This window comes from Photobacterium arenosum (assembly GCF_014841115.1).
GTDB lineage: Bacteria > Pseudomonadota > Gammaproteobacteria > Enterobacterales > Vibrionaceae > Photobacterium > Photobacterium arenosum.
Genome location: NZ_JACYTP010000007.1, coordinates 192,075 through 210,025 on the forward strand (window position 1 = coordinate 192,075; position 17,951 = coordinate 210,025).

Below are 17,951 nucleotides of genomic sequence, written 5' to 3' on the forward strand. Positions count from 1 at the left end.
AGGGCAATGCAGAACAAGGTAGTTGGAGTAAAAGTGATGAAAAAGTGGCTCTGTATCATTTGCGGCTTAATTTACGATGAAGCAGAGGGCTGGCCCGCGGATGGCATTGCTCCTGGGACAGCCTGGGAAGATGTGCCTGATGATTGGCTTTGTCCTGATTGTCTGGTCAGTAAAGCTGATTTCGAGATGATTGAAATCAGCTCGGATGACACGGCAGGCGCACTGCAGGATAAGGTTGCTGCAGTCGCAGTTCCTGATGATTCAACGGGGGATCCCGCAGCGGATCAATCACCTTCACCTGAGGTGGCCTCCCCTGTTTGTGCCGATGAGCCTATCGTCATTATCGGGAGTGGTCACAGCGGTTATCAGCTGGCAGCAGCACTTCGGGGTCAGTCTGCCCACGTTCCTATCACCGTTTTTACGGCGGATGATGGTGCGTTGTACAGTAAGCCGGCCTTGTCGAATGCATTGTCGCTGGGTAAAGACGGTGACAGTCTGCAGACTGAAAGTGCGCTGGAATGGGAACGTCGCCTGAATATTCGAATTTACCCCAATACACGGGTTGAACAGATTGATCGCGAGAAGCGTATTCTGCACACCGGCATTGGCCCTTACGCCTACAGTCGCCTTGTACTGGCTACAGGCGCATCACCGATTGAGATTCCCATTGCCGGAGATTGCTCTGCCGTGCTGAGTGTCAATGATCTGATGGACTACAGAGACTTCAGACAGCGGCTTGAAGGGAAAAAACGGATTGCCATTTTGGGTGACGGCTTAATCGGTTGCGAATTTGCAAACGATCTGATCGAAAGTGGCGCAGAGGTAACTGTGATTGGTCTGGGGCAATGGCCAATGGCGCGACTGATCCCTCAGCAGCTTGGGGAAAGATTACAGGCTGTGTTCAGTGAACGTGGGGTCAAGTGGTCGCTACAAGACAGCATCCGCGCAATAGAACCAATCGATTGTGATACGCAATCGCCGGGCGGTGCATCAGCCGGAACGGGTTACACCATACACCTTCACAGCGGTAATCAGATTGAGGCTGATCTGGTTCTCAGTGCCGTGGGGCTGACTCCCAATGTCAAGCTGGCCCAGGCTGCGGGTTTAGAGGTAGGACGCGGAATCAAAGTGAACTCCTACGGCCAAACCAGTGATAGCCATATTTTCTCGCTGGGCGATTGCGCAGAAACCGCTCAAGGCTGGCAGCCTTATATCGCACCCATTACTCAAGCTATTCCATCTTTGGTGAAAAGCCTGCTGGGTGAACCAACACCCGTGACACTCAAGGAAAGCCCGGTGATTGTGAAAACGCCCCTCATGCCACTGACGGTCTTCCCTGTGTCTGCCAGCGCACCGGGTGAGTGGCATATCGAATCGGTAGCCGAAGAACTGATGGCGTTTTTCTATTCACCTCAAGGCGAGATGATCGGGTTTGCTTTGCTGGGAAAACAGGTTCAGTCAACGCGTATGCAATGGTTAGGGCAATTGTCACTCAAGCAGTCTGCTGCGTGACGGGAGAGCAAGTATGATTCACTTACCGAATGACGATACAAGCTGCGGCTGGTATGACGCACTGCCCGATACGGCGGTAAACCCACCGTTAGCAGGAGAAGAGAGCGCTGATTATGTTGTGCTGGGTGCGGGATTTGCCGGACTTGCCATGGCAAGGCGATTGGCTGAGCTTTCACCTTATTCCCGTATTCTGCTCATTGACGCGCAGCGAATTGGCCAGGGAGCGTCTGGCCGTAACTCGGGCTTCGTGATTGATTTGCCGCACAAGTTTGCCCTGGAGCATCCTGATCCGGCACATAAACAAAAGCTGCTGTCTTTAAATCGTTTGGCAATTAAACAGCTATCGAAACTGGTGAGCAAGTACAACATTCATTGCCAGTGGTCTGCTGTGGGTAAGTTTCAGGGGGCCGTCGGGCCACGAGGTGAAGCTTATCTCGACCACTTTGAACACCTGATGAAAGATTTGGGTGAACCTTACTTACATGTTGGAGCTGAAAAGCTGTCGAAAGTGTTAGGAACTCGCTATTACAGCCGGGCAATTTTCACACCGGGCGGCTATCTGATGCAGCCCGCGGCACTGGTGCGCGGACTGGCTCAAAGTTTGCCGGATAACGTGGAAATTCTTGAAAACTCTCCGATACGGGGCATCAGTAAAGAGAACGGTTATTGGCGGTTACAAGGCGACAATGGTGTGGTCAAAACCCCGGATTTATTACTGGGTACAAGTATTTTCACCCGCGAGTTCGGTTACCTGAAAAACCGTTTGCTACCAGTGATGACGTTTGCCAGCTGGACACGCCCGCTCAGCGATGAAGAAATGCAGCGCTACGGAGGGCAACTGAATTGGGGGCTGACCCCGGCGGATCATGCCGGCACTACATTGCGAATGACGGCCGATCGACGAATTCTGGTTCGAAACTCCTATAAGCATGTACCCAAATACGGGGCCAGTGTGACAGACGCCATGCGGAAACGAATCCGCGAGGACCACAGACAGGTGTTCTTAGCGCGCTATCCGGCACTGGCAGACGTGCCATTTACTCATACCTGGGGGGGGGTATATGCCATTTCCCGTAACTTCACCAACTTCTTTGGTCAACTGGATGACAGAGTCTATGCCAGCGCCTGTGATAACGGTGTGGGTGCGGCGTGGGGCACCATATCCGGTACGCTGTTGGCGGACTTCGTCATGGGCGAATCTTCCCCCGCCCTGAAAGACATACGCCAGGTCACAGGGATGCCAAGCCTGAACCCCCCAGAGCCTTTTTTGGGGATGGGGGTCAAAAGCCGCATTCATTTAGCCAAATGGCAAAGCCGGAGTGAATTATGAAACGAGTCAGAGTGATAGATAATAAGGATCTCGATTTTACGGTGCGTGGTGACTCGCCGGGCATGGCTTACGTCGCACGTGCACTGAGCCCTGATGTTTCCCCGAATATCGGTGTGGGTTTTGCTAGGTGGGAAGGTGCAAAAGTCGCCTGGACGGTATTGTATGACGAAGTTGTTTTTGTCATTGAAGGGTGTTTTGAGCTGACCGCAAACGGGGAAACCCACCATGTTTACCCGGGACAAATGCTCTGGATACCCGAAGGGACTGAGCTGATTTATGGTGGTCATGCCTTGTTTGGTTATGTTGTGCATCCGGGAAACTGGAAGGAATTACACGGCATTCAGTGACCCTATTCACTTCGGCCTGAAGGGCTTACCACCGAACCAGGGACAGACTCCTCATACGGGCGATGTCTGTTCCTGTTTTGTCTGATTTCTTGTCTCTTTTCGAGCACAACACGCTGCTGAAGTCTTTTTATTTGCCGGTTGCTATACTCCCACTCGCCTTTCTTCTCACTCCATTGTCTGCAACCCCAGTAATTCAGATCAAGTTTGATCTGGCGCAGGTGAAAAATCATGCTTGGCTATAGACTGTCCCGAGGTTTGTTTTGCCTGCCCCTGGTCTCTCAGAGGTCATGATGGCAGGTGAGGTTTCAGTTCGTTGAGGCATGCGGAGTGTTCCAGCACCAGGTGGTTCATGTACTGATTGGCGGTATTCACGCGGCGACGGCAAGCTGTATCGCCCATGCCGGGCACAAGGCCCACAAAGAACAACCGCAGATTTTTTGCAATGGCGCTCTGGCGTCAGCTGAACCCGCACCTTGAAATGGCACAGTGATCTGAGAGTGATAATGATATGGCAATGACCCTGGGTTTGTCTGAAGAGGCACTTTATGCGTCGATCGAATGGGTAAACGGCGGCAGCGGGTATGACGATATTCAGTACCATACATCGAGCGATGGTATCGCCAGAATCACCATCGCCCGTCCGCAGGTGCACAATGCTTTTCGTCCGCAAACTGTCAACGAAATGATCTATGCGCTGTCACAAGCCCGCTACGATGAGTCCGTCGGTGTGATTATTCTCACCGGGCTGGGCGAGGATGCCTTCTGCTCTGGCGGTGATCAGAAAGTACGCGGTGACTATGGGGGTTACCGGGATGACGCCGGCACCCATCATTTGAATGTGCTGGATTTTCAGCGCCAGATCCGCACCTGTCCGAAACCTGTGATTGCCTCGGTGGCCGGCTGGGCGGTGGGCGGCGGCCATGTGCTGCACATGATGTGCGATTTGACCATAGCGGCAGAGAACGCCCGGTTTGGTCAGACCGGCCCGAAAGTCGGGTCTTTTGACGGCGGCTGGGGTGCCGCTTATATGGCACGGATTGTCGGTCAGAAAAAGGCCCGCGAAATCTGGTTTCTGTGCCGTTTTTACGACGCGCAGGAAGCGCAGGAGATGGGGCTGGTCAATACCGTTGTGCCACTGGCTGAGCTGGAAAGGGAGACGGTGCGATGGTGTCGTGAAGTGCTTCAGCACAGCCCGATGGCGCTGCGTTGTCTGAAAGCCGCACTGAATGCCGACTGTGACGGACAGGCAGGATTGCAGGAACTGGCAGGCAACGCCACCATGCTGTTTTATATGACCGAAGAAGGTCAGGAAGGCCGTAATGCGTTCAATGAAAAACGCCAGCCGGACTTCAAAAAATTCCCGCGCAACCCGTGATTTGTCATCACTGAGCGGTCAACACAGAACCGTACATAGAAACAAGGTGTGAACAGGATGACGCGTTCAGCCAGTCTGTATCGTTACCGGTTGCCAATGGACACTGGGGTGATCCTGCGGGGCAGGCGATTAACCGAGCGTATCGGCTACATCGCCGAGCTGAGGGAGGGCGCGCGCATCGGGCGCGGGGAAATCGCGCCCTTGCCAGGCTTCAGTGTGGAATGTGCTGATCAGGCCGGACAACAGAGCCTCCATGCGCTCAAACGCTGGGTGGCCGGACAGGACATCATGGCCTGTGCCCGGTGGCCGTCTGTGGCATTCGGACTGTCGATGGCGGCATTGGAACTGCAAGGCGAACTACCGATCACTGCTAGATACCAGACGGTGCCCTTGCTGAGCCATGAGTCAGTGAACGCCGGGGCGGAAGGCGCTGCCGCAAACCTCAGCGTGCCAGCGGATTGTCGATTTGCCAAACTAAAACTGGGCCGTGGTTCGCCGCAACAGGATGCCATTAATGTCAGCGCTTTGCTGAAAGCGCACCCGTCGCTGATGCTGCGGCTGGACGCCAACTGTGCCTGGTCGCTGCCGCAGGCGCGTGAGTTCGCCCGCCATCTTGCGCCTGCTCATGTTTCACGAATTGCCTTTATTGAAGAGCCTTGTCAGCGACCGGCGGACTGCCTGACTTTCAGCAAAGAAACCGGCCTCGCGCTGGCGTGGGATGAAACCTTGCAAGCTGCCGTCAGGCAACCTGACTTCACTTTGGATACGGATTTCCGGCTGGATAGCCTGAGCGGTGCCAACACCCTTGTCATCAAGCCCACCCTGATCGGCTCTGTGCAGCGCTGCATCGCCCTGATCCGTCAGGCACAACAAACCGGGACAAAGGCGGTGATCAGTGCCAGTCTGGAATCCAGCCTGGGATTAACCCAGCTTGCCCGCCTGTCTTGCTGGCTGCTGCCCGGCAGTGTACCGGGCTTAGATACCCTCAGCCTGTTTCGCAGCCAGCTTGAACTTACCTGGCCGGGCAGCACTCTGCCGGTTAAGCTATTACAACAACAGACACGGGTATGGCACTCATGAAGGCGGACAACCTCTGTCAGCCTTGCCTCTGGCACACCTGGGCCAGCACCCGGCCTGAAGCTATTGCGCTGGTGACGGCAAAGAGTGAGTACACCTGGCAAGCACTGGTTGAGCGAATTCACCGGCTGGCACGAGTGCTCGCCGCTCAGGGGGTGAGCGAAGGTGCTGTGGTGACTGTGGTCAGCAACAACTCGCCGGATGTGGTGATGCTCCATCTGGCTTGCATCCAGCTGGGCGCGATCACAGCCCTGACGATGCCGCAGCCCTACCAGCTAATTCAGGAAAATCTGCGTGTGTTGTATGGCGAGGGGCAGCGACAGTTTGTGTGGAGCAGTGACTCAGCCATCAGTGGTTTTTCAGAACAGGACAGGCAGCGCTTATTCACAGACTGCCAGATACTGAACCTGCAAGCACCGGTTGCTTCTTCGGCGTCGTGCCTTGCCCGCCGCGATGCAGGACGACGAGATGCAGAACAACGCGATACAGAACAACGTGACACAGAAAAAATAGCCTCGATTGTCTTTACCTCGGGCTCGTCCGGCGTGCCCAAAGCGGTCGCCCATACGCAGGAGCAGCATCTGGCCTCGGCCCGTGGCCTGCTGGCGGTTTTGTCGTTTCAGCAGCACGATTGCTGGCTGCTCAGTCTGCCCATATATCACGTTTCCGGTCTGTCGATTCTGTACCGCTGGCTCAGCGTCGGTGCCTGCCTGAAAATCGGCAGCGGTCAACTGGAACAGGACATTCAGGGGGCGACCCATGCGTCGCTGGTAGCCACGCAGCTCAAGCGACTGCTGGATCACCGGCAGCCACTGCAGCTCAGCCATGTGTTACTGGGCGGCAGTGATGTGCCTTTGCCGCTGTGTCAGCAGGCCAGAGACAGTGGTATTGAAACCTGGCTGGGTTATGGCATAACAGAAGCGGCATCGACGGTGACGGCCAAACCGACAGACGGCATCGCAAGCGCCGGGCGTGTGTTGCCAAACCGTCAGGTTCAGTTGAGAAACAAGCGGATTTATATCGCCGGTGATACCTTAGCGAGCGGTTACTATTATCAGGGCCTGCTTATTCCGCTGGTGGATGAACAGGGCTGGTTTGATAGCAAAGATGTCGGTCAGTGGGTCGACGGTGAACTCCGCATCACAGGCCGTGCCGATAACCAGTTTATTTCCGGCGGCGAGAACATCCACTGCGAAGAAATTGAAGCCGTGCTTAACCGTCATCCCGACATCAGGCAAAGTTTGGTGATCCCTGTTCACAGCGCCGAATATGGCGTCCGCCCGGTTGCCCTGATCGACAGCGCCAGCGATCAGTCGGCCCTGCAACTGCCTCTCTGGCTGGCAGATAAACTCACCCGCTTCAAAATCCCCGATGCGTTCTTCCCCATGCCACAACAGCCACAAACCGGCATCAAACTATCGCGAAAGGCCATGAGAGAGTGGCTTTCTGACAATCAAAATGAATACCAGCTCATGAACGCCCCTGAAAATGTTAAGTGACCGCTGCCGCTTTTTCACCAGCACCTGCGACGCTGAACTTCAGGGTAGATCATTAAGCGCGATAAAAACCCAGAATATCAATTGGGTCGTATAAGGTGTTTACGCAAGATACAGGGCAGTGAGTCGTATCACTTACAGATAAAGTTATATGAATAATTGATATGAATCAGTGCGTTAAGACGCATCTTGTTGAGCTGGTTATACGACTGAGTCATATAACATGATGTCGCATAATAAAATGTTATATTTTTAAAAATCAACCAGTTAGCTAACTGGTCAGCTTTGTTCGATTTGTCAATCGGGTTAAGGTTGCGACCTTATAACTTATACTCGTAATACTAAACAATGAATAATAACAACAATGCTGTTGCTGCTGGTCAGGCTGTTTACACGAAGAAAGTACTTTCCATCTATGATCTTTGGGTCCTCGGATTTTCAAATACCTATCTATGGAAATGTTCAACAAAGGTAATCAGTCAAAAGTTTCTAGAGTTAGTTTCTACCAACCACTTAGATGTTGGTGTTGGAACTGGGTACTACTTAAAAAATCACCTTTCCAATATGGAAAGAAGAGTTGCTTTAGTGGATTTAAATCAAAATAGCTTAAAATCAGCAGCTAGTGCAATCCGGCATTTTAATCCAGAAATATATAAAAGGAATGTTTTAGAGCCTTTACAATTAAATTGCGAAAAGTTTGACTCTATCAGTATGAACTATCTGTTACATTGTTTACCTGGTGATTTTTCAGAAAAAGGGGTTGTGTTTTCAAACCTTAGAGAGCTTTTAAATGAAGGCGGAGTATTGTTTGGAAGTACAATTTTAGGTAAAGGTGTACAGAAAAATTTTTTCGCCAATAAGTTGATGAATCTTTATAATAAAAAAGGCATTTTTAGTAACCTTAATGATGACATTATTAGCTTGGAAAAGGTTCTGAAGGAGAATTTTTCAAATGTACAAATTGACATTGTTGGGTGCGTCGTTTTGTTCTCTGGCACAAAAATATAACAAATAAGAATCAGTGTCGCGTAGCCGACACTTTATCCGGATGCTGGACAAGCCCGGAGGGTGTTCATAGTTCTGTGTCAGCATAAGTCACAGATCTACATATTGATCAACCCTGTTTGGGAAGTGGAGGCTCTACTGCTATATCGACAGGCTGAGCGTCATCAACAGGATAGTCAGTCACAATCCTAGGGGAAAAATACAGGGATGTATTTTTAGGGTGTCGGTGCAAGGAGCGCCTACAACCGGCCGGACAGCACCAAAGAATTTAACAGGCATTTCTGGGCACTCTCTGAGCCAGCAAAGAGTGTCTGGCGCGCAAAGCATAATGCTGAGAAGGCGCTGGCTTTAAGCGCTATATACAAACTGCCCCGCTTCCTGGCACTGACTGTCGTAAAATGGTTTTGTGCATCAACACCTTGCCTTGATGATTCTCGCCGTGGATACTAAAACTGTGTGTGGCTAAATCAATGCCATAGACAGATTGTGACATGGCGACTTCCGGTAATATCGTAGCCAAACTTGCCCAGTGCGGCAAAGCTTGATGAGGGAGCATGTCATTCCTTAGGCTTCAAGGAAGAATCAGTGGAAATTAATCTAAGAAACGCAGTACAAGCAGATGTTCAGCAAATAGCGAAAATCCATGTTAGTTCGTGGAAAGCAGCTTTTGATGGATTAATGCCAGATAATTATATTAACGGTTATACTCTTTCGTCTCGTATAGAGGAGTGGCAGAAAACAATATGTACCAATGCCGAGAAAGTAGTTGTTGCTGAGTGTGGTGAGATAGTTGTTGGTTTTATGTCTTATCGTATCCATCCTGAGAACTCAGAAACTATAGAACTTAGTAAGCTCTACCTATGCCCCAGTGTCTATGGGCAAAGGCTAGGAAGCAGGTTTATGAACCATTTAGAAGAAGAATCTCAAGCTCAGGGAATGAAGGCTATTCACCTATATGTGCTCGACACTAACGAAACGGCAATTCAGTTTTACTCTAAACATGGTTTCCAGTTCTCAGATGGTTGTATGTCTGAAGAGTTTGAAGGAACAACAATCATCGATCTACTGATGACCAAGCGAGTTTAAGGCAGATTCGCAACGTTTGGTATTTTTGGTTTGAATCGACATTAGTATTTTCGGAACAATGGTTTAGGTTAGGTGGTAGCGTTGCTCACTACTTAACGTGGCTACATGGATTCTCCCGGTTGTCAGCAACCGCGTCAGGTAATGAAAGGGACTGCCGTGTTACATTCGGTCTTTTCACTGACGATCACAGCTCGTGCGCCATGAAACACATTGTCCACAGATATCGGTTGCTTTTTTGGCAATTCTCCCAAGCCAGGCAGCAAACGTCTCAAGGAGTTTTGATCGCGTTATTGTTTTGTGGGTCAGCACTTTGCCTTGATGATCATCGCCGTGGATACTGAAACTGTATTTGGCTAAATTGATGCCATAGGCAATGATTACCTTTGGTGATGTCGTCATCAGGCTTACCCAGTTTTACAAAGCCTGATGGAGTAGGCCATGTCATTCTTTAGGCCACACATAATCCACATGATGGGAGAGTACATGTTTGATCACGTTAAGATCGGAGTCAGTAACTATACAGAAGGCAAAAACTTCTTCCTGAAGGTGCTCAAGCCATTGGGCGTTGAGATTGGTTCCGAGGGCGAGCCGTCTTACGGTATCGAGTTGTGCGGCAAGAATAACGCTTCGCTATGCTTGTGCCAAGCCATGGAGCCACCTGCACCGCTCCACATTGCGTTCGTTGCTGAAACACGCCAGCAAGTCGACGCCTTTTATCGTGCTGCATTGGATGCTGGGGGTAAGGACAATGGTACCCCCGGGATTCGTACGCATTATCACGACAATTACTACGCAGCCTTCGTTATTGGCCCTGATGGGCACAATATCGAAGCGGTGTGTCATGATGGCGCAGCAGAATGATCGGTGTATGTGTTGAACCGCCGCGCTCCCTTGCTTTCGCAATGGTATACATCGCCTCAAAGTGTAGTGGTACATTGAATGCAAGTAGATTCTACGAAGCTTGTGGATACATTGCTGTCAACGAGTACAACGTAACTCATCGAAAAACATTCACATAACAAACAACGATGGCATCAAGAGCTAAATCAGTACTATAAACAGATTTTGACACGATGACCTTTGGCGATGTCGTCATCAGGCTGACACAGTGTGGCAAAGCCTGATAAGAGGAGTTCATGCGATTCATAATGTACAAGGAGAAATACAGATGAGCCTTAAAGAACACTTTATATTGCTGGCCGCCTACAACCAAAGCATGAACACTACCGTTTACGAGGCTGCGAGTCGTTTAGATAAAAAAGAGCTGACCAAGGATCGTGGCGCATTTTTTGGCTCTGTTTTCGGTACTTTGAATCACATTCTTGTGGGCGATATTATTTGGCTCAAGCGATTTTCCTCGAATCCGTCCTGCATGTCCTCTTTACGTGAGGTCGTCAATCTTCCCAACCCGAGTAGCTTGGATCAGATACTTTTTGAAGATTTCACTGCTTTATCCGAACAAAGATCTTGGTTGGATTGTCAGATTATCTGTTGGGTAGATGAACTCACTGAGACAGATTTGGATCTCTTACTTAGTTATCACAATACCAAAGGCATTTCTGCTAACAAACGGTTTTCAAGCCTAGTTCTTCACTTCTTTAATCATCAAACCCATCATCGGGGGCAAGTATCTGCTTTGCTTTCTCAGGCCGGTGAAGATATTGGTGTGACAGACCTCTTGGCGCTGATTCCTGAGGAAGCTTGTGTTTAACCGGTTGCAGTTGGCGTAAGAACTATCACTTTAAAAGCGAAATTGATGACGTTGTTTTTTCGTCAAGTATCTGTCCAAGAGCTTTACTTAGCGAGCGACAACCAGCTTCAATCCAGATAATAACGTTGGCACATCTGCAGAAGGGCCGAGGATTGTTGAGAGTGCTATTTTTTGTGGATTAGTACCTTGCCTTGGTAGTCTCCAGCTATTATGTAATCAGACTTTCAAGGTGTGGCAAACCTGATAAGGGGAGTCTATATTATTCATTCTGCATTACTAATCTCACTTGTTTTGGAGCCATGATCATGACTGATGACAGAATGCTGCGAACCTCAAGAAACTTGCCTTTCACACCCAAGGAAGTATATAGCGCATTTGCATCGGCAGAGTTATTAGCGTTGTGGTGGGGGCCTGATGGCTTCACCAATACATTCGAGGTTTTTGAGTTTACTGCAGGGGGGCGCTGGAAATTCGTAATGCATAGCCCTGATGGAGCAGATTATCTCAATGACAGCTTCTTCAAAGAACTTGTGCCTGATACTAAAATTGTGATTCATCATGATTGCCCTCCAAATTTCAAGCTTACTGTTAGCCTGACTCCAGAAGGTGATGGTACGCGCTTAACTTGGGAGCAAGTTTTTGACAACGCTGAAACAGCGCACGCTGTAAAAAAAAGGGCAGGTTTAGCAAATGAGCAAAATATTGATCGTCTAACAACTGTGCTAAGAGAAGTCTCGAATTGACAAATAAGGCTATGTGTTGCGTAGCCGACATGTTATCTGGATGTTGAACAAGACTGTGCCGATATATTAATAAAACCGCCGGGTTGAGCGTGAAAACTCAGATATAAAGCAACACATTTAATGCGGAGAAGAATTACACATCAGGATCGTAAATTGTTATCACTGTTATTAATAAATACGGACTTTATGACGAACAAGAACAATGACAGAAAATCAGGCGGAATCACGCTTTTGAAGAATGGGGAAATGCTTTTCTCCCAAAGATATCGGTAGGCTTTCGGCTATTGAAAAATTAGATAAATGGTAATTAAGCACGATAACTTAACTTCTGATGCAAGCATTCATGGTGTATCTTTTGGTGAGCATGCTTCAGAAAACTGTTCGTATGTGGCTTTACTAATGGAATTTTATTACATCACTGACATCCTTGTCGTGTCGGTGTTAAATGCCATTAAGGATATCGAGAATGGAATTAATTCGAAAATTTAAAAAAGAAGAGCAATCAAATCATATATAAAGAAACTTCCAAGCATGCTTAAAAAGGATTACAGGAAATCAAAAAGATATACCCCAAAACAGGTTAAAAGTACGATCGAGAGAGGCTACCTATCTGTCAGGGTAGGAGCATACTTTATTAAATCGCATTCCGAATCGGTAATTACGCTTATATATGCACTTTACGTTTTAATGCCTATAGAAATTAAGCCAAAAAATACTGAATGTTTGCATGATAGGCATTTGTTAACGTTTTTACAAAGTGTGCTCTCGCCCTGCACTATTGATGTCTTGTAACAGGCATCGCCAACCCACGTAAAATTTTGCGGTGAAAAAGTTTTTTTCAATTTTTATAAATTCCATGCATATTTCCTTTTTTATGATGATATTTATTTTTGCAGAATATTTTTAACCGCTTGTTCAATGTTAGGGTATTTGAATTCATACCCCGCGTTGACGATTTTATGAGACACCAAATGTTGCCCATGAAAAGAATCGATAGCGTGATTTTTGCCAGCTTTTGTATTGGCAATGGCTTTATATATATCCTGCGAAGAAGCCGGTTGTGGTGCCACAGAATTATAGACACCATCTAAATTATGTTGCACCGCAAAGGCAAAAATGCCCGCCATGTCGTCCACGTGGTTCCACGGAAATGCATCTGGGCTTGATTGCAAAGCCAGTTGCGGATTCGCACTTACCGCACTTTCAAAAATTGGAAAAATACCACCATCTTTCCCAAGCACCAACGATACTCTTATTTTAGAAACGTGGTCAGCCATACCATCAGTTTTAAATTCATCTGCGGCAGCTTCCCAATCGATACATAATTGTGCATCAAAGTCCGTGCCTGGTTCTCCGTTCTCGTCGATTTCCATTGTTTTGTCGGTATAGCCATAGTAACCAATAGCCGATGCCGATACAAAGCCCGTCAGTTTTTGATTGCGTTCTTTTAATTTTTTCCGCAGAAAATCTGCCGCTCCAATTCTTGTCTCACGTACCAGTTGTTGTCTTTCGGGAGTGAGCGGTGTTCCGTCATTGAGTTTTGACCCAGAAAGATGAACGATATAATCTACATCATCCAATGCTTTTTCGTTTATCGTCCAGTTTTCTAGATTCCATTCGTATTCATTTGAAGCACGAGGCATTCTTGTTAATAATTTAATCGTGTAATTGCTTTCCAATTTTGAAATTAAATGTCTGGCAACAAAACTATTGGCTCCGGTTATCAATACTGTTTGTTTCATTCTGTTTCCTTTTGATTATTGCATAAATTTCGCTTAAAGATACGAAATATATACTATGATAGCATAGAATTATCAGGGCGGGATCGCACTTTGTTAAAGCTATTAATTTACCAAATAATGTAATGATCTAATAAGGAAAAATTTACTCGGTTTCTCTATATGTCACTTTTCCATCACCTGTCTTTAGTTGAACTGGAAATCGCGTCAAGAAACTGCGGCAGAAATGCGCCAAAGAAGAGTAATCCTTTGGGGTTCAATAAAGCGGCAAATAAACTCCGGCGAAAAGCGGCAGCAGGGCTGTCTACTTGCGTTTTTTTGAGTGTGTCTGAGGTGCAGGGTGAGAGCATACTAACTTTTTCATTCATATAACAAACACTTCGTGTATTTTTTGAGCTCAAAGTTTTTATCTTCTCGGCAATTTTCGTAAAATTGGCCTAGATTTTAAGCTCGTTTACCACTTGAACAAGAAATAAACGAAGTATGCTCGCGCCCTGGCCTATCTGTGGTGTATGCATGTTACGGTATTGCTATGTTTTCAAACAGGAAAGACTTCGATCAGTTCCATCAAGAAATCGGCGAAAATTGCGATTATGATGCGATGCGTTGTGAGATAGGAGATATCTACTTTAATGGCAGCTCAGATTTCAGCGTCAGTGACATAACTTCGGCCTCATCAGATTCTGGTGGGGGTATTGATGCTGGAGGTTTTTCTGGTGGAGATAGCGGTGGCGGTGGTGGCGACTAAATATCGGGGGTAGAGATGGATGTAAGCTTAGGTTGTTGACGCCGGGAGCGCCTGTAAACGATCAGAAGCACCTGATTTAATTACAACAAATAAACAACCCGAATAATTGCCCGCTACAACAATATGCCACTGATTTAGTGGAGGTTTTCACTGGGCGATCACCGAATCATGGAGAAAGAAAATAGCAGTGCCGAATGATCTGGCTCAAGCGCTGGAGGCTACATCAGAGGCGCGAGCCACATGGGATGCGACTAACTGGATATGCTGGATAGTTTCAGCTAAACAGGCGAAGGTCGGGAATGACAAGGACAGTCACATTCAAGACAAATTGATGACGTTGTTTTTCGTTAAGTGTCTGCCCAAGAACTTTACGATGCGCGACACAACCCGTTTTCATCCGGATGACAACGTTGACTTGTATGCAAAATGACCGAAGACTGTTGAGTGTACTGTTTTGTGGGTCAGCCCCCTGTCTTGGTGATCCTTGCCGTGGATACTGCTGCTATGTTTGTTTAATCAATGCTATAGACAGATTACGACAGGGATTTCGTAATCAGGCTTACCCAGTGTGGCAGAGCCTGATGAGGGTTCATGTCCAGGGCGACCGCATGAGTGCTTAGTTTTTCATCACCTGACTAAAACCAGCACTTAATACAGCCTCAAGCATTGATGTATTTATCATGCATCGCTTTTGTTTTCCGACGATGCTGAGCTTGGTTGGCACATGCAATTGCCGTATCGACAGGCTGAGTGTCATCAACAGGATAGTCAGCCACAATCCCAGGGAAAAATACATGGATGTATTTTTAGGTTGTCGGCGCAAGGAGCGCCTACAACCGGCCCGGACAACATCAGCAAAATCAAAGGCTTTTCTGGGCACTCTTTGAGCCAGCAAAGAGTGTCTGGCGCGCAACGTAGAATGTTGGACAAGGCGCTGGTTTTAAGCGCGACATACAAAGTGATTCAATGGGGCTGGAGGCTAAACTCACTCCCCCCAGCATAACTGTCTGCTAAAATACTATGTCGTTCGTTCAGGGAAAGTTTCATAGGGAGGTCATCAAATCATGGAGAAAGAAAACAACCGTGCAGAATTCGACGCGCGATTGCTTCGCCCCAGGGACTTGGGCGGCGATAGTGAGTGGGCTTTTGTTGTGTTGCCTCAGGAGGTAAGCGCAACGTTGCCAAGGCGTGGTCGTATCACTGTTTCAGGCACCTTAAACGGTAACAGTTTCACTGTTTTGCTTGAACCGGATGGCAAGAAAAGCCATTGGCTGCGTATCGACCGGGCTCTGCTGGCGGCTTCAGGTGCCAGTATTGGTGACACGGCACATTTCGAGATTTTCGCCGGGGAGGAACCTGAACCGGATGTGCCGGAGGATCTGGCTCAAGCGCTGGAGGCGGCACCTGAGGCGCGAGCCACATGGGATGCGACGACGACCATTGCCCGTGTAGACTGGATTCACTGGATAGTTTCGGCCAAGCAGGCCAAGACCCGCGTGAAACGCATTCATGACGCATGCGACATGCTTGCTTCGGGGAAGAAGAGAGTGTGTTGCTTTGACCCGTCAGGTTTCTACAGCAAAGCGTTCAGTGCGCCACAGGCTGAAGAGTAGAAAAACGGCATGTAACGTGTCGAGGCAGCACTGGTTTTTAAGTGCGATACACAAATCAGAACCAGATTTGGCACGTTTTACAGTGTAAATGAGATGGTTTACCTAACTCAGGCATCCATGCCTGATACGTTGCTATTTGATTGACCGAGACGTTAACGGCGGAAGTGACGACCCCGTGATGAGCGCTCTTTATGGGCTGATGCGGCTTTGGCTTGCGACTTCAAAATGGATTCAACCGTCAGTGCCATTGGCTCTTTAGGCTTCAGGCCATGTGGGAAAGGGCGGGCGCGTGGCGGTAATTCATACTCTTCGCTCGTTGCGCGAGGCATACGCTTAAAGCGGTACAGGTAAAAGTTTTCCAGTTTCTCTCTTGCCCAGTCTGTTTTATTTAGATATTTCACACTGCTGGCAATCGAGGGGTTGACGTGAAAACAGTTAAACCGCATTGCTGTATCCAGAATGTCCCATCCGTAAAAATCGACCAGCTCTTGCAGTAAGGTTTCTAACTTAAGACCGTGCAATGGATTATTTTTTTGTAATTCAATTCTTTCTTCATCTGTCATCATAACGCGTTCCTGAGTTTTTCACGTACCGGGGCTGGTTGGATTGGGTGGTATTCGCTCAACGCTTCAATTTAATACCAGAGCGGCACGAATGAGTAAGCTGTGCCATGAAGGTTGAGGGCACGGGATTCTAGCAGACTCGGCCTTGCTTCCCTATTATTATCGCTATTAATAGCAAGGAAGGAGCAAACCTTTTCCAGTGCCAACTCGCAACAAGCTGTCTTAGCCACTCGTTTTTACAGCAGCGCTTCACCAGTGCCTTTCAGCACTTTTTCAACCACACGCACCACTTTAGAGGTGGTGTAAATAACATCGGCAATCTTGCTGGGATCGTGTTTGGCCTTTATGGCCAGCGACGTCAGGGTGATAAGGTTCGTCACCGCACTTTGGGTACGCGCAACGCCCAGATCGGGTAATGCCAGTGCTTCGCTGAGTTGGGTCAACAGCAGGTTGATGTCTTGCTGTAATTGCAGCGCCTGATCATAATCCAGCGTGATTTCTTTCACCTTGCGCAGCTCATTGATAGCTTCAGCCAGGTAGTTGCCCAATGGCTTGTCGATCATCTCACCCCTCCTCGCAAACAAGTTGATCATCTCTGAGCGCAAAGCCGGTTTCGCAGCTACCCAGCAGAGTGTTCAGTGATGAATAATGTCGGCCGGTTTCGCTGAGTTCGCCTGCAATACGGATGAAGGCTTTACCGCTGAACTCGTTGTTAGCGACCAGTTCGGCAATCGCGTGGTGCTTCTCTTTCAGTGTCTGCGTAGCTTTGGCTAGTTGCTTGAAGATCAGCGCTGTTGAGGCGATATCCACTGAGCGCTGAGTCAGGCTTTCAATTTGCGCGATCACTGCCTCGTGGCTGAGCTTTCCCTGCGTTTTCATGATGTTGAAGCGACGGATATCGGTACTGAGCATATCCCGGCGTTCCGACAGCAGGGCGGCGTACAGTCTGCCGGAGGACAGGCGCTGGCTGATGGTATCGCAGATAGTGCTGATGGTCGGGTCGGCCTTGATAATGATGTCTTTCAGGGCTTTGCGCCGCTGAGATTCTGCTACCGTGGCGCCTATCCCTGCGATGGCGGATGACAGTATGTGGAAGGTGTCATCGCTGGCATCCAGCAGGGGTGTATTGGTCAGGGCAAGATACTGTTTGTTTGCTGAGATCAGCGAACCGCTTAGTTTGGCTGCGGCATAGTCAATGTCGCTGCGGTATTTGGCGTCTGCCAGTTCGCTGAGGGCCTGGCTGTAGTCTTGCAGGGAACGGTTCAGGGCGTATAGCGCGAACTGTTGTTGAGTAATATCGGCATAGGTTTTTGCCTGTTGCGTCATCCGGTCGGAGGTCAGCAGAGTGCTGGGGCGTTCCAGTTCCAGCGCCAGTGTGTTGGTGGCCCGTTTTGTCTGTAAGGTTTTGGTTTCCTGCATCATGTCGCCCAGCTGGCTGGTGAGCAGATTACTGGCTTGCGCATACAAACCAACATCATTACTGGTATTCTGGCTGCAGGCAGAAAGAAAAAGCAGGCCAGCAGTGATGATACTCACTCTTGCAGCGCTAGCTCGGACGGGCATATGAAATTCCAATGACAATATAAAAACGTATATGCATAACATA

General features: G+C 48.6%; 19 protein-coding genes. 14 read left to right on the forward strand and 5 right to left on the reverse strand.

Annotated features, from left to right (window positions below; all coding sequences use genetic code 11):
* The first annotated feature begins 36 nt into the window (after positions 1-36).
* The 8 genes from IFO68_RS12960 (at position 37) to IFO68_RS12995 (ending at position 9,228) form a co-directional block, all read left to right on the forward strand.
* Entirely contained in the window at positions 37-1,512 is a 1,476-nt protein-coding gene (locus tag IFO68_RS12960) for an FAD-dependent oxidoreductase (RefSeq protein ID WP_192016261.1), read from the forward strand.
* Between the two features lie 13 nt (positions 1,513-1,525).
* The gene (locus tag IFO68_RS12965) at positions 1,526-2,842 is read left to right on the forward strand and encodes an NAD(P)/FAD-dependent oxidoreductase (protein ID WP_192016262.1); all 1,317 of its coding nucleotides are present in this window, start codon (positions 1,526-1,528) and stop codon (positions 2,840-2,842) included.
* Entirely contained in the window at positions 2,839-3,189 is a 351-nt protein-coding gene (locus IFO68_RS12970; RefSeq protein ID WP_192016263.1) for a cupin domain-containing protein, read from the forward strand. Before IFO68_RS12965 ends, IFO68_RS12970 begins: the two co-directional genes overlap by 4 nt.
* Before the next feature lie 508 nt (positions 3,190-3,697).
* Positions 3,698-4,564, forward strand: coding sequence for a 1,4-dihydroxy-2-naphthoyl-CoA synthase (gene menB, locus IFO68_RS12975; protein WP_192016264.1), 867 nt, complete (start codon positions 3,698-3,700; stop codon positions 4,562-4,564).
* 57 nt (positions 4,565-4,621) lie between these two features.
* The gene (menC, locus tag IFO68_RS12980) at positions 4,622-5,644 is read left to right on the forward strand and encodes an o-succinylbenzoate synthase (RefSeq protein WP_192016265.1); all 1,023 of its coding nucleotides are present in this window, start codon (positions 4,622-4,624) and stop codon (positions 5,642-5,644) included.
* A complete protein-coding gene (gene menE, locus IFO68_RS12985) occupies positions 5,632-7,140 on the forward strand; it encodes an o-succinylbenzoate--CoA ligase (RefSeq protein WP_225445213.1) in 1,509 nt (502 codons plus the stop codon). Before menC ends, menE begins: the two co-directional genes overlap by 13 nt.
* A gap of 345 nt (positions 7,141-7,485) precedes the next feature.
* On the forward strand, positions 7,486-8,145 hold the full coding sequence (locus tag IFO68_RS12990; RefSeq protein ID WP_192016266.1) for a class I SAM-dependent methyltransferase: 660 nt from the start codon (positions 7,486-7,488) through the stop codon (positions 8,143-8,145).
* A gap of 582 nt (positions 8,146-8,727) precedes the next feature.
* Positions 8,728-9,228 (forward strand): GNAT family N-acetyltransferase, encoded by a 501-nt coding sequence (locus IFO68_RS12995; protein ID WP_192016267.1) that lies wholly within the window; start codon positions 8,728-8,730, stop codon positions 9,226-9,228.
* A 174-nt stretch (positions 9,229-9,402) separates the two neighbouring features.
* On the opposite strand, the gene IFO68_RS13000 is transcribed toward IFO68_RS12995, so the two are convergent.
* On the reverse strand, positions 9,403-9,627 hold the full coding sequence (locus IFO68_RS13000) for a hypothetical protein (protein ID WP_192016268.1): 225 nt from the start codon (positions 9,625-9,627) through the stop codon (positions 9,403-9,405).
* Positions 9,628-9,711: 84 nt separating this feature from the next.
* Here IFO68_RS13000 and IFO68_RS13005 point away from each other — a divergent pair, with 84 nt between their 5' ends.
* The 4 genes from IFO68_RS13005 (at position 9,712) to IFO68_RS22155 (ending at position 12,474) form a co-directional block, all read left to right on the forward strand.
* Positions 9,712-10,089, forward strand: coding sequence for a VOC family protein (locus tag IFO68_RS13005; RefSeq protein WP_192016269.1), 378 nt, complete (start codon positions 9,712-9,714; stop codon positions 10,087-10,089).
* Between the two features lie 307 nt (positions 10,090-10,396).
* A complete protein-coding gene (locus IFO68_RS13010; protein ID WP_192016270.1) occupies positions 10,397-10,939 on the forward strand; it encodes a DinB family protein in 543 nt (180 codons plus the stop codon).
* A gap of 305 nt (positions 10,940-11,244) precedes the next feature.
* Positions 11,245-11,682 carry an SRPBCC domain-containing protein gene (locus IFO68_RS13015; protein ID WP_192016271.1) on the forward strand — a complete coding sequence of 146 codons (438 nt, stop codon included), beginning with the start codon at positions 11,245-11,247 and terminating at the stop codon, positions 11,680-11,682.
* 501 nt (positions 11,683-12,183) lie between these two features.
* Complete coding sequence (locus IFO68_RS22155) at positions 12,184-12,474, forward strand: hypothetical protein (RefSeq protein ID WP_419555444.1); 291 nt, start codon at positions 12,184-12,186, stop codon at positions 12,472-12,474.
* A gap of 92 nt (positions 12,475-12,566) precedes the next feature.
* Here IFO68_RS22155 and IFO68_RS13020 read toward each other — a convergent pair whose 3' ends face one another.
* Positions 12,567-13,424, reverse strand: coding sequence for an NAD-dependent epimerase/dehydratase family protein (locus IFO68_RS13020; RefSeq protein ID WP_192016272.1), 858 nt, complete (start codon positions 13,422-13,424; stop codon positions 12,567-12,569).
* Between the two features lie 469 nt (positions 13,425-13,893).
* On the opposite strand from IFO68_RS13020, the gene IFO68_RS13025 reads away from it, so the two are divergent.
* On the forward strand, positions 13,894-14,169 hold the full coding sequence (locus IFO68_RS13025; RefSeq protein WP_330872808.1) for a DUF6559 family protein: 276 nt from the start codon (positions 13,894-13,896) through the stop codon (positions 14,167-14,169).
* A gap of 1,064 nt (positions 14,170-15,233) precedes the next feature.
* On the forward strand, positions 15,234-15,782 hold the full coding sequence (locus tag IFO68_RS13030) for a YdeI/OmpD-associated family protein (protein ID WP_192016274.1): 549 nt from the start codon (positions 15,234-15,236) through the stop codon (positions 15,780-15,782).
* Positions 15,783-15,934: 152 nt separating this feature from the next.
* On the opposite strand, the gene IFO68_RS13035 is transcribed toward IFO68_RS13030, so the two are convergent.
* The 3 genes from IFO68_RS13035 to IFO68_RS13045 form a co-directional block, all read right to left on the reverse strand.
* A complete protein-coding gene (locus tag IFO68_RS13035; RefSeq protein ID WP_192016308.1) occupies positions 15,935-16,345 on the reverse strand; it encodes a VF530 family protein in 411 nt (136 codons plus the stop codon).
* Between the two features lie 236 nt (positions 16,346-16,581).
* Positions 16,582-16,908 (reverse strand): hypothetical protein, encoded by a 327-nt coding sequence (locus IFO68_RS13040; protein WP_192016275.1) that lies wholly within the window; start codon positions 16,906-16,908, stop codon positions 16,582-16,584.
* Between the two features lies 1 nt (position 16,909).
* A complete protein-coding gene (locus IFO68_RS13045) occupies positions 16,910-17,908 on the reverse strand; it encodes a hypothetical protein (protein WP_192016276.1) in 999 nt (332 codons plus the stop codon).
* Positions 17,909-17,951 lie beyond the last annotated feature (43 nt).

What these genes read in the sequence shown, in the direction of transcription:
- IFO68_RS12970 (WP_192016263.1), top strand. Translation starts at nt 2,839, where the DNA reads ATGAAACGAGTCAGAGTGATAGATAATAAGGATCTCGATTTTACGGTG.
- IFO68_RS13020 (WP_192016272.1), bottom strand. Translation starts at nt 13,424, where the DNA reads ATGAAACAAACAGTATTGATAACCGGAGCCAATAGTTTTGTTGCCAGA.
- menC (WP_192016265.1), top strand. Translation starts at nt 4,622, where the DNA reads ATGACGCGTTCAGCCAGTCTGTATCGTTACCGGTTGCCAATGGACACT.
- IFO68_RS13000 (WP_192016268.1), bottom strand. Translation starts at nt 9,627, where the DNA reads ATGACGACATCACCAAAGGTAATCATTGCCTATGGCATCAATTTAGCC.
- IFO68_RS13005 (WP_192016269.1), top strand. Translation starts at nt 9,712, where the DNA reads ATGTTTGATCACGTTAAGATCGGAGTCAGTAACTATACAGAAGGCAAA.
- IFO68_RS12960 (WP_192016261.1), top strand. Translation starts at nt 37, where the DNA reads ATGAAAAAGTGGCTCTGTATCATTTGCGGCTTAATTTACGATGAAGCA.
- IFO68_RS13030 (WP_192016274.1), top strand. Translation starts at nt 15,234, where the DNA reads ATGGAGAAAGAAAACAACCGTGCAGAATTCGACGCGCGATTGCTTCGC.
- IFO68_RS13035 (WP_192016308.1), bottom strand. Translation starts at nt 16,345, where the DNA reads ATGACAGATGAAGAAAGAATTGAATTACAAAAAAATAATCCATTGCAC.
- IFO68_RS13040 (WP_192016275.1), bottom strand. Translation starts at nt 16,908, where the DNA reads ATGATCGACAAGCCATTGGGCAACTACCTGGCTGAAGCTATCAATGAG.
- menB (WP_192016264.1), top strand. Translation starts at nt 3,698, where the DNA reads ATGGCAATGACCCTGGGTTTGTCTGAAGAGGCACTTTATGCGTCGATC.
- IFO68_RS12990 (WP_192016266.1), top strand. Translation starts at nt 7,486, where the DNA reads ATGAATAATAACAACAATGCTGTTGCTGCTGGTCAGGCTGTTTACACG.
- IFO68_RS13015 (WP_192016271.1), top strand. Translation starts at nt 11,245, where the DNA reads ATGACTGATGACAGAATGCTGCGAACCTCAAGAAACTTGCCTTTCACA.
- IFO68_RS12965 (WP_192016262.1), top strand. Translation starts at nt 1,526, where the DNA reads ATGATTCACTTACCGAATGACGATACAAGCTGCGGCTGGTATGACGCA.
- IFO68_RS13010 (WP_192016270.1), top strand. Translation starts at nt 10,397, where the DNA reads ATGAGCCTTAAAGAACACTTTATATTGCTGGCCGCCTACAACCAAAGC.
- menE (WP_225445213.1), top strand. Translation starts at nt 5,632, where the DNA reads ATGGCACTCATGAAGGCGGACAACCTCTGTCAGCCTTGCCTCTGGCAC.
- IFO68_RS13045 (WP_192016276.1), bottom strand. Translation starts at nt 17,908, where the DNA reads ATGCCCGTCCGAGCTAGCGCTGCAAGAGTGAGTATCATCACTGCTGGC.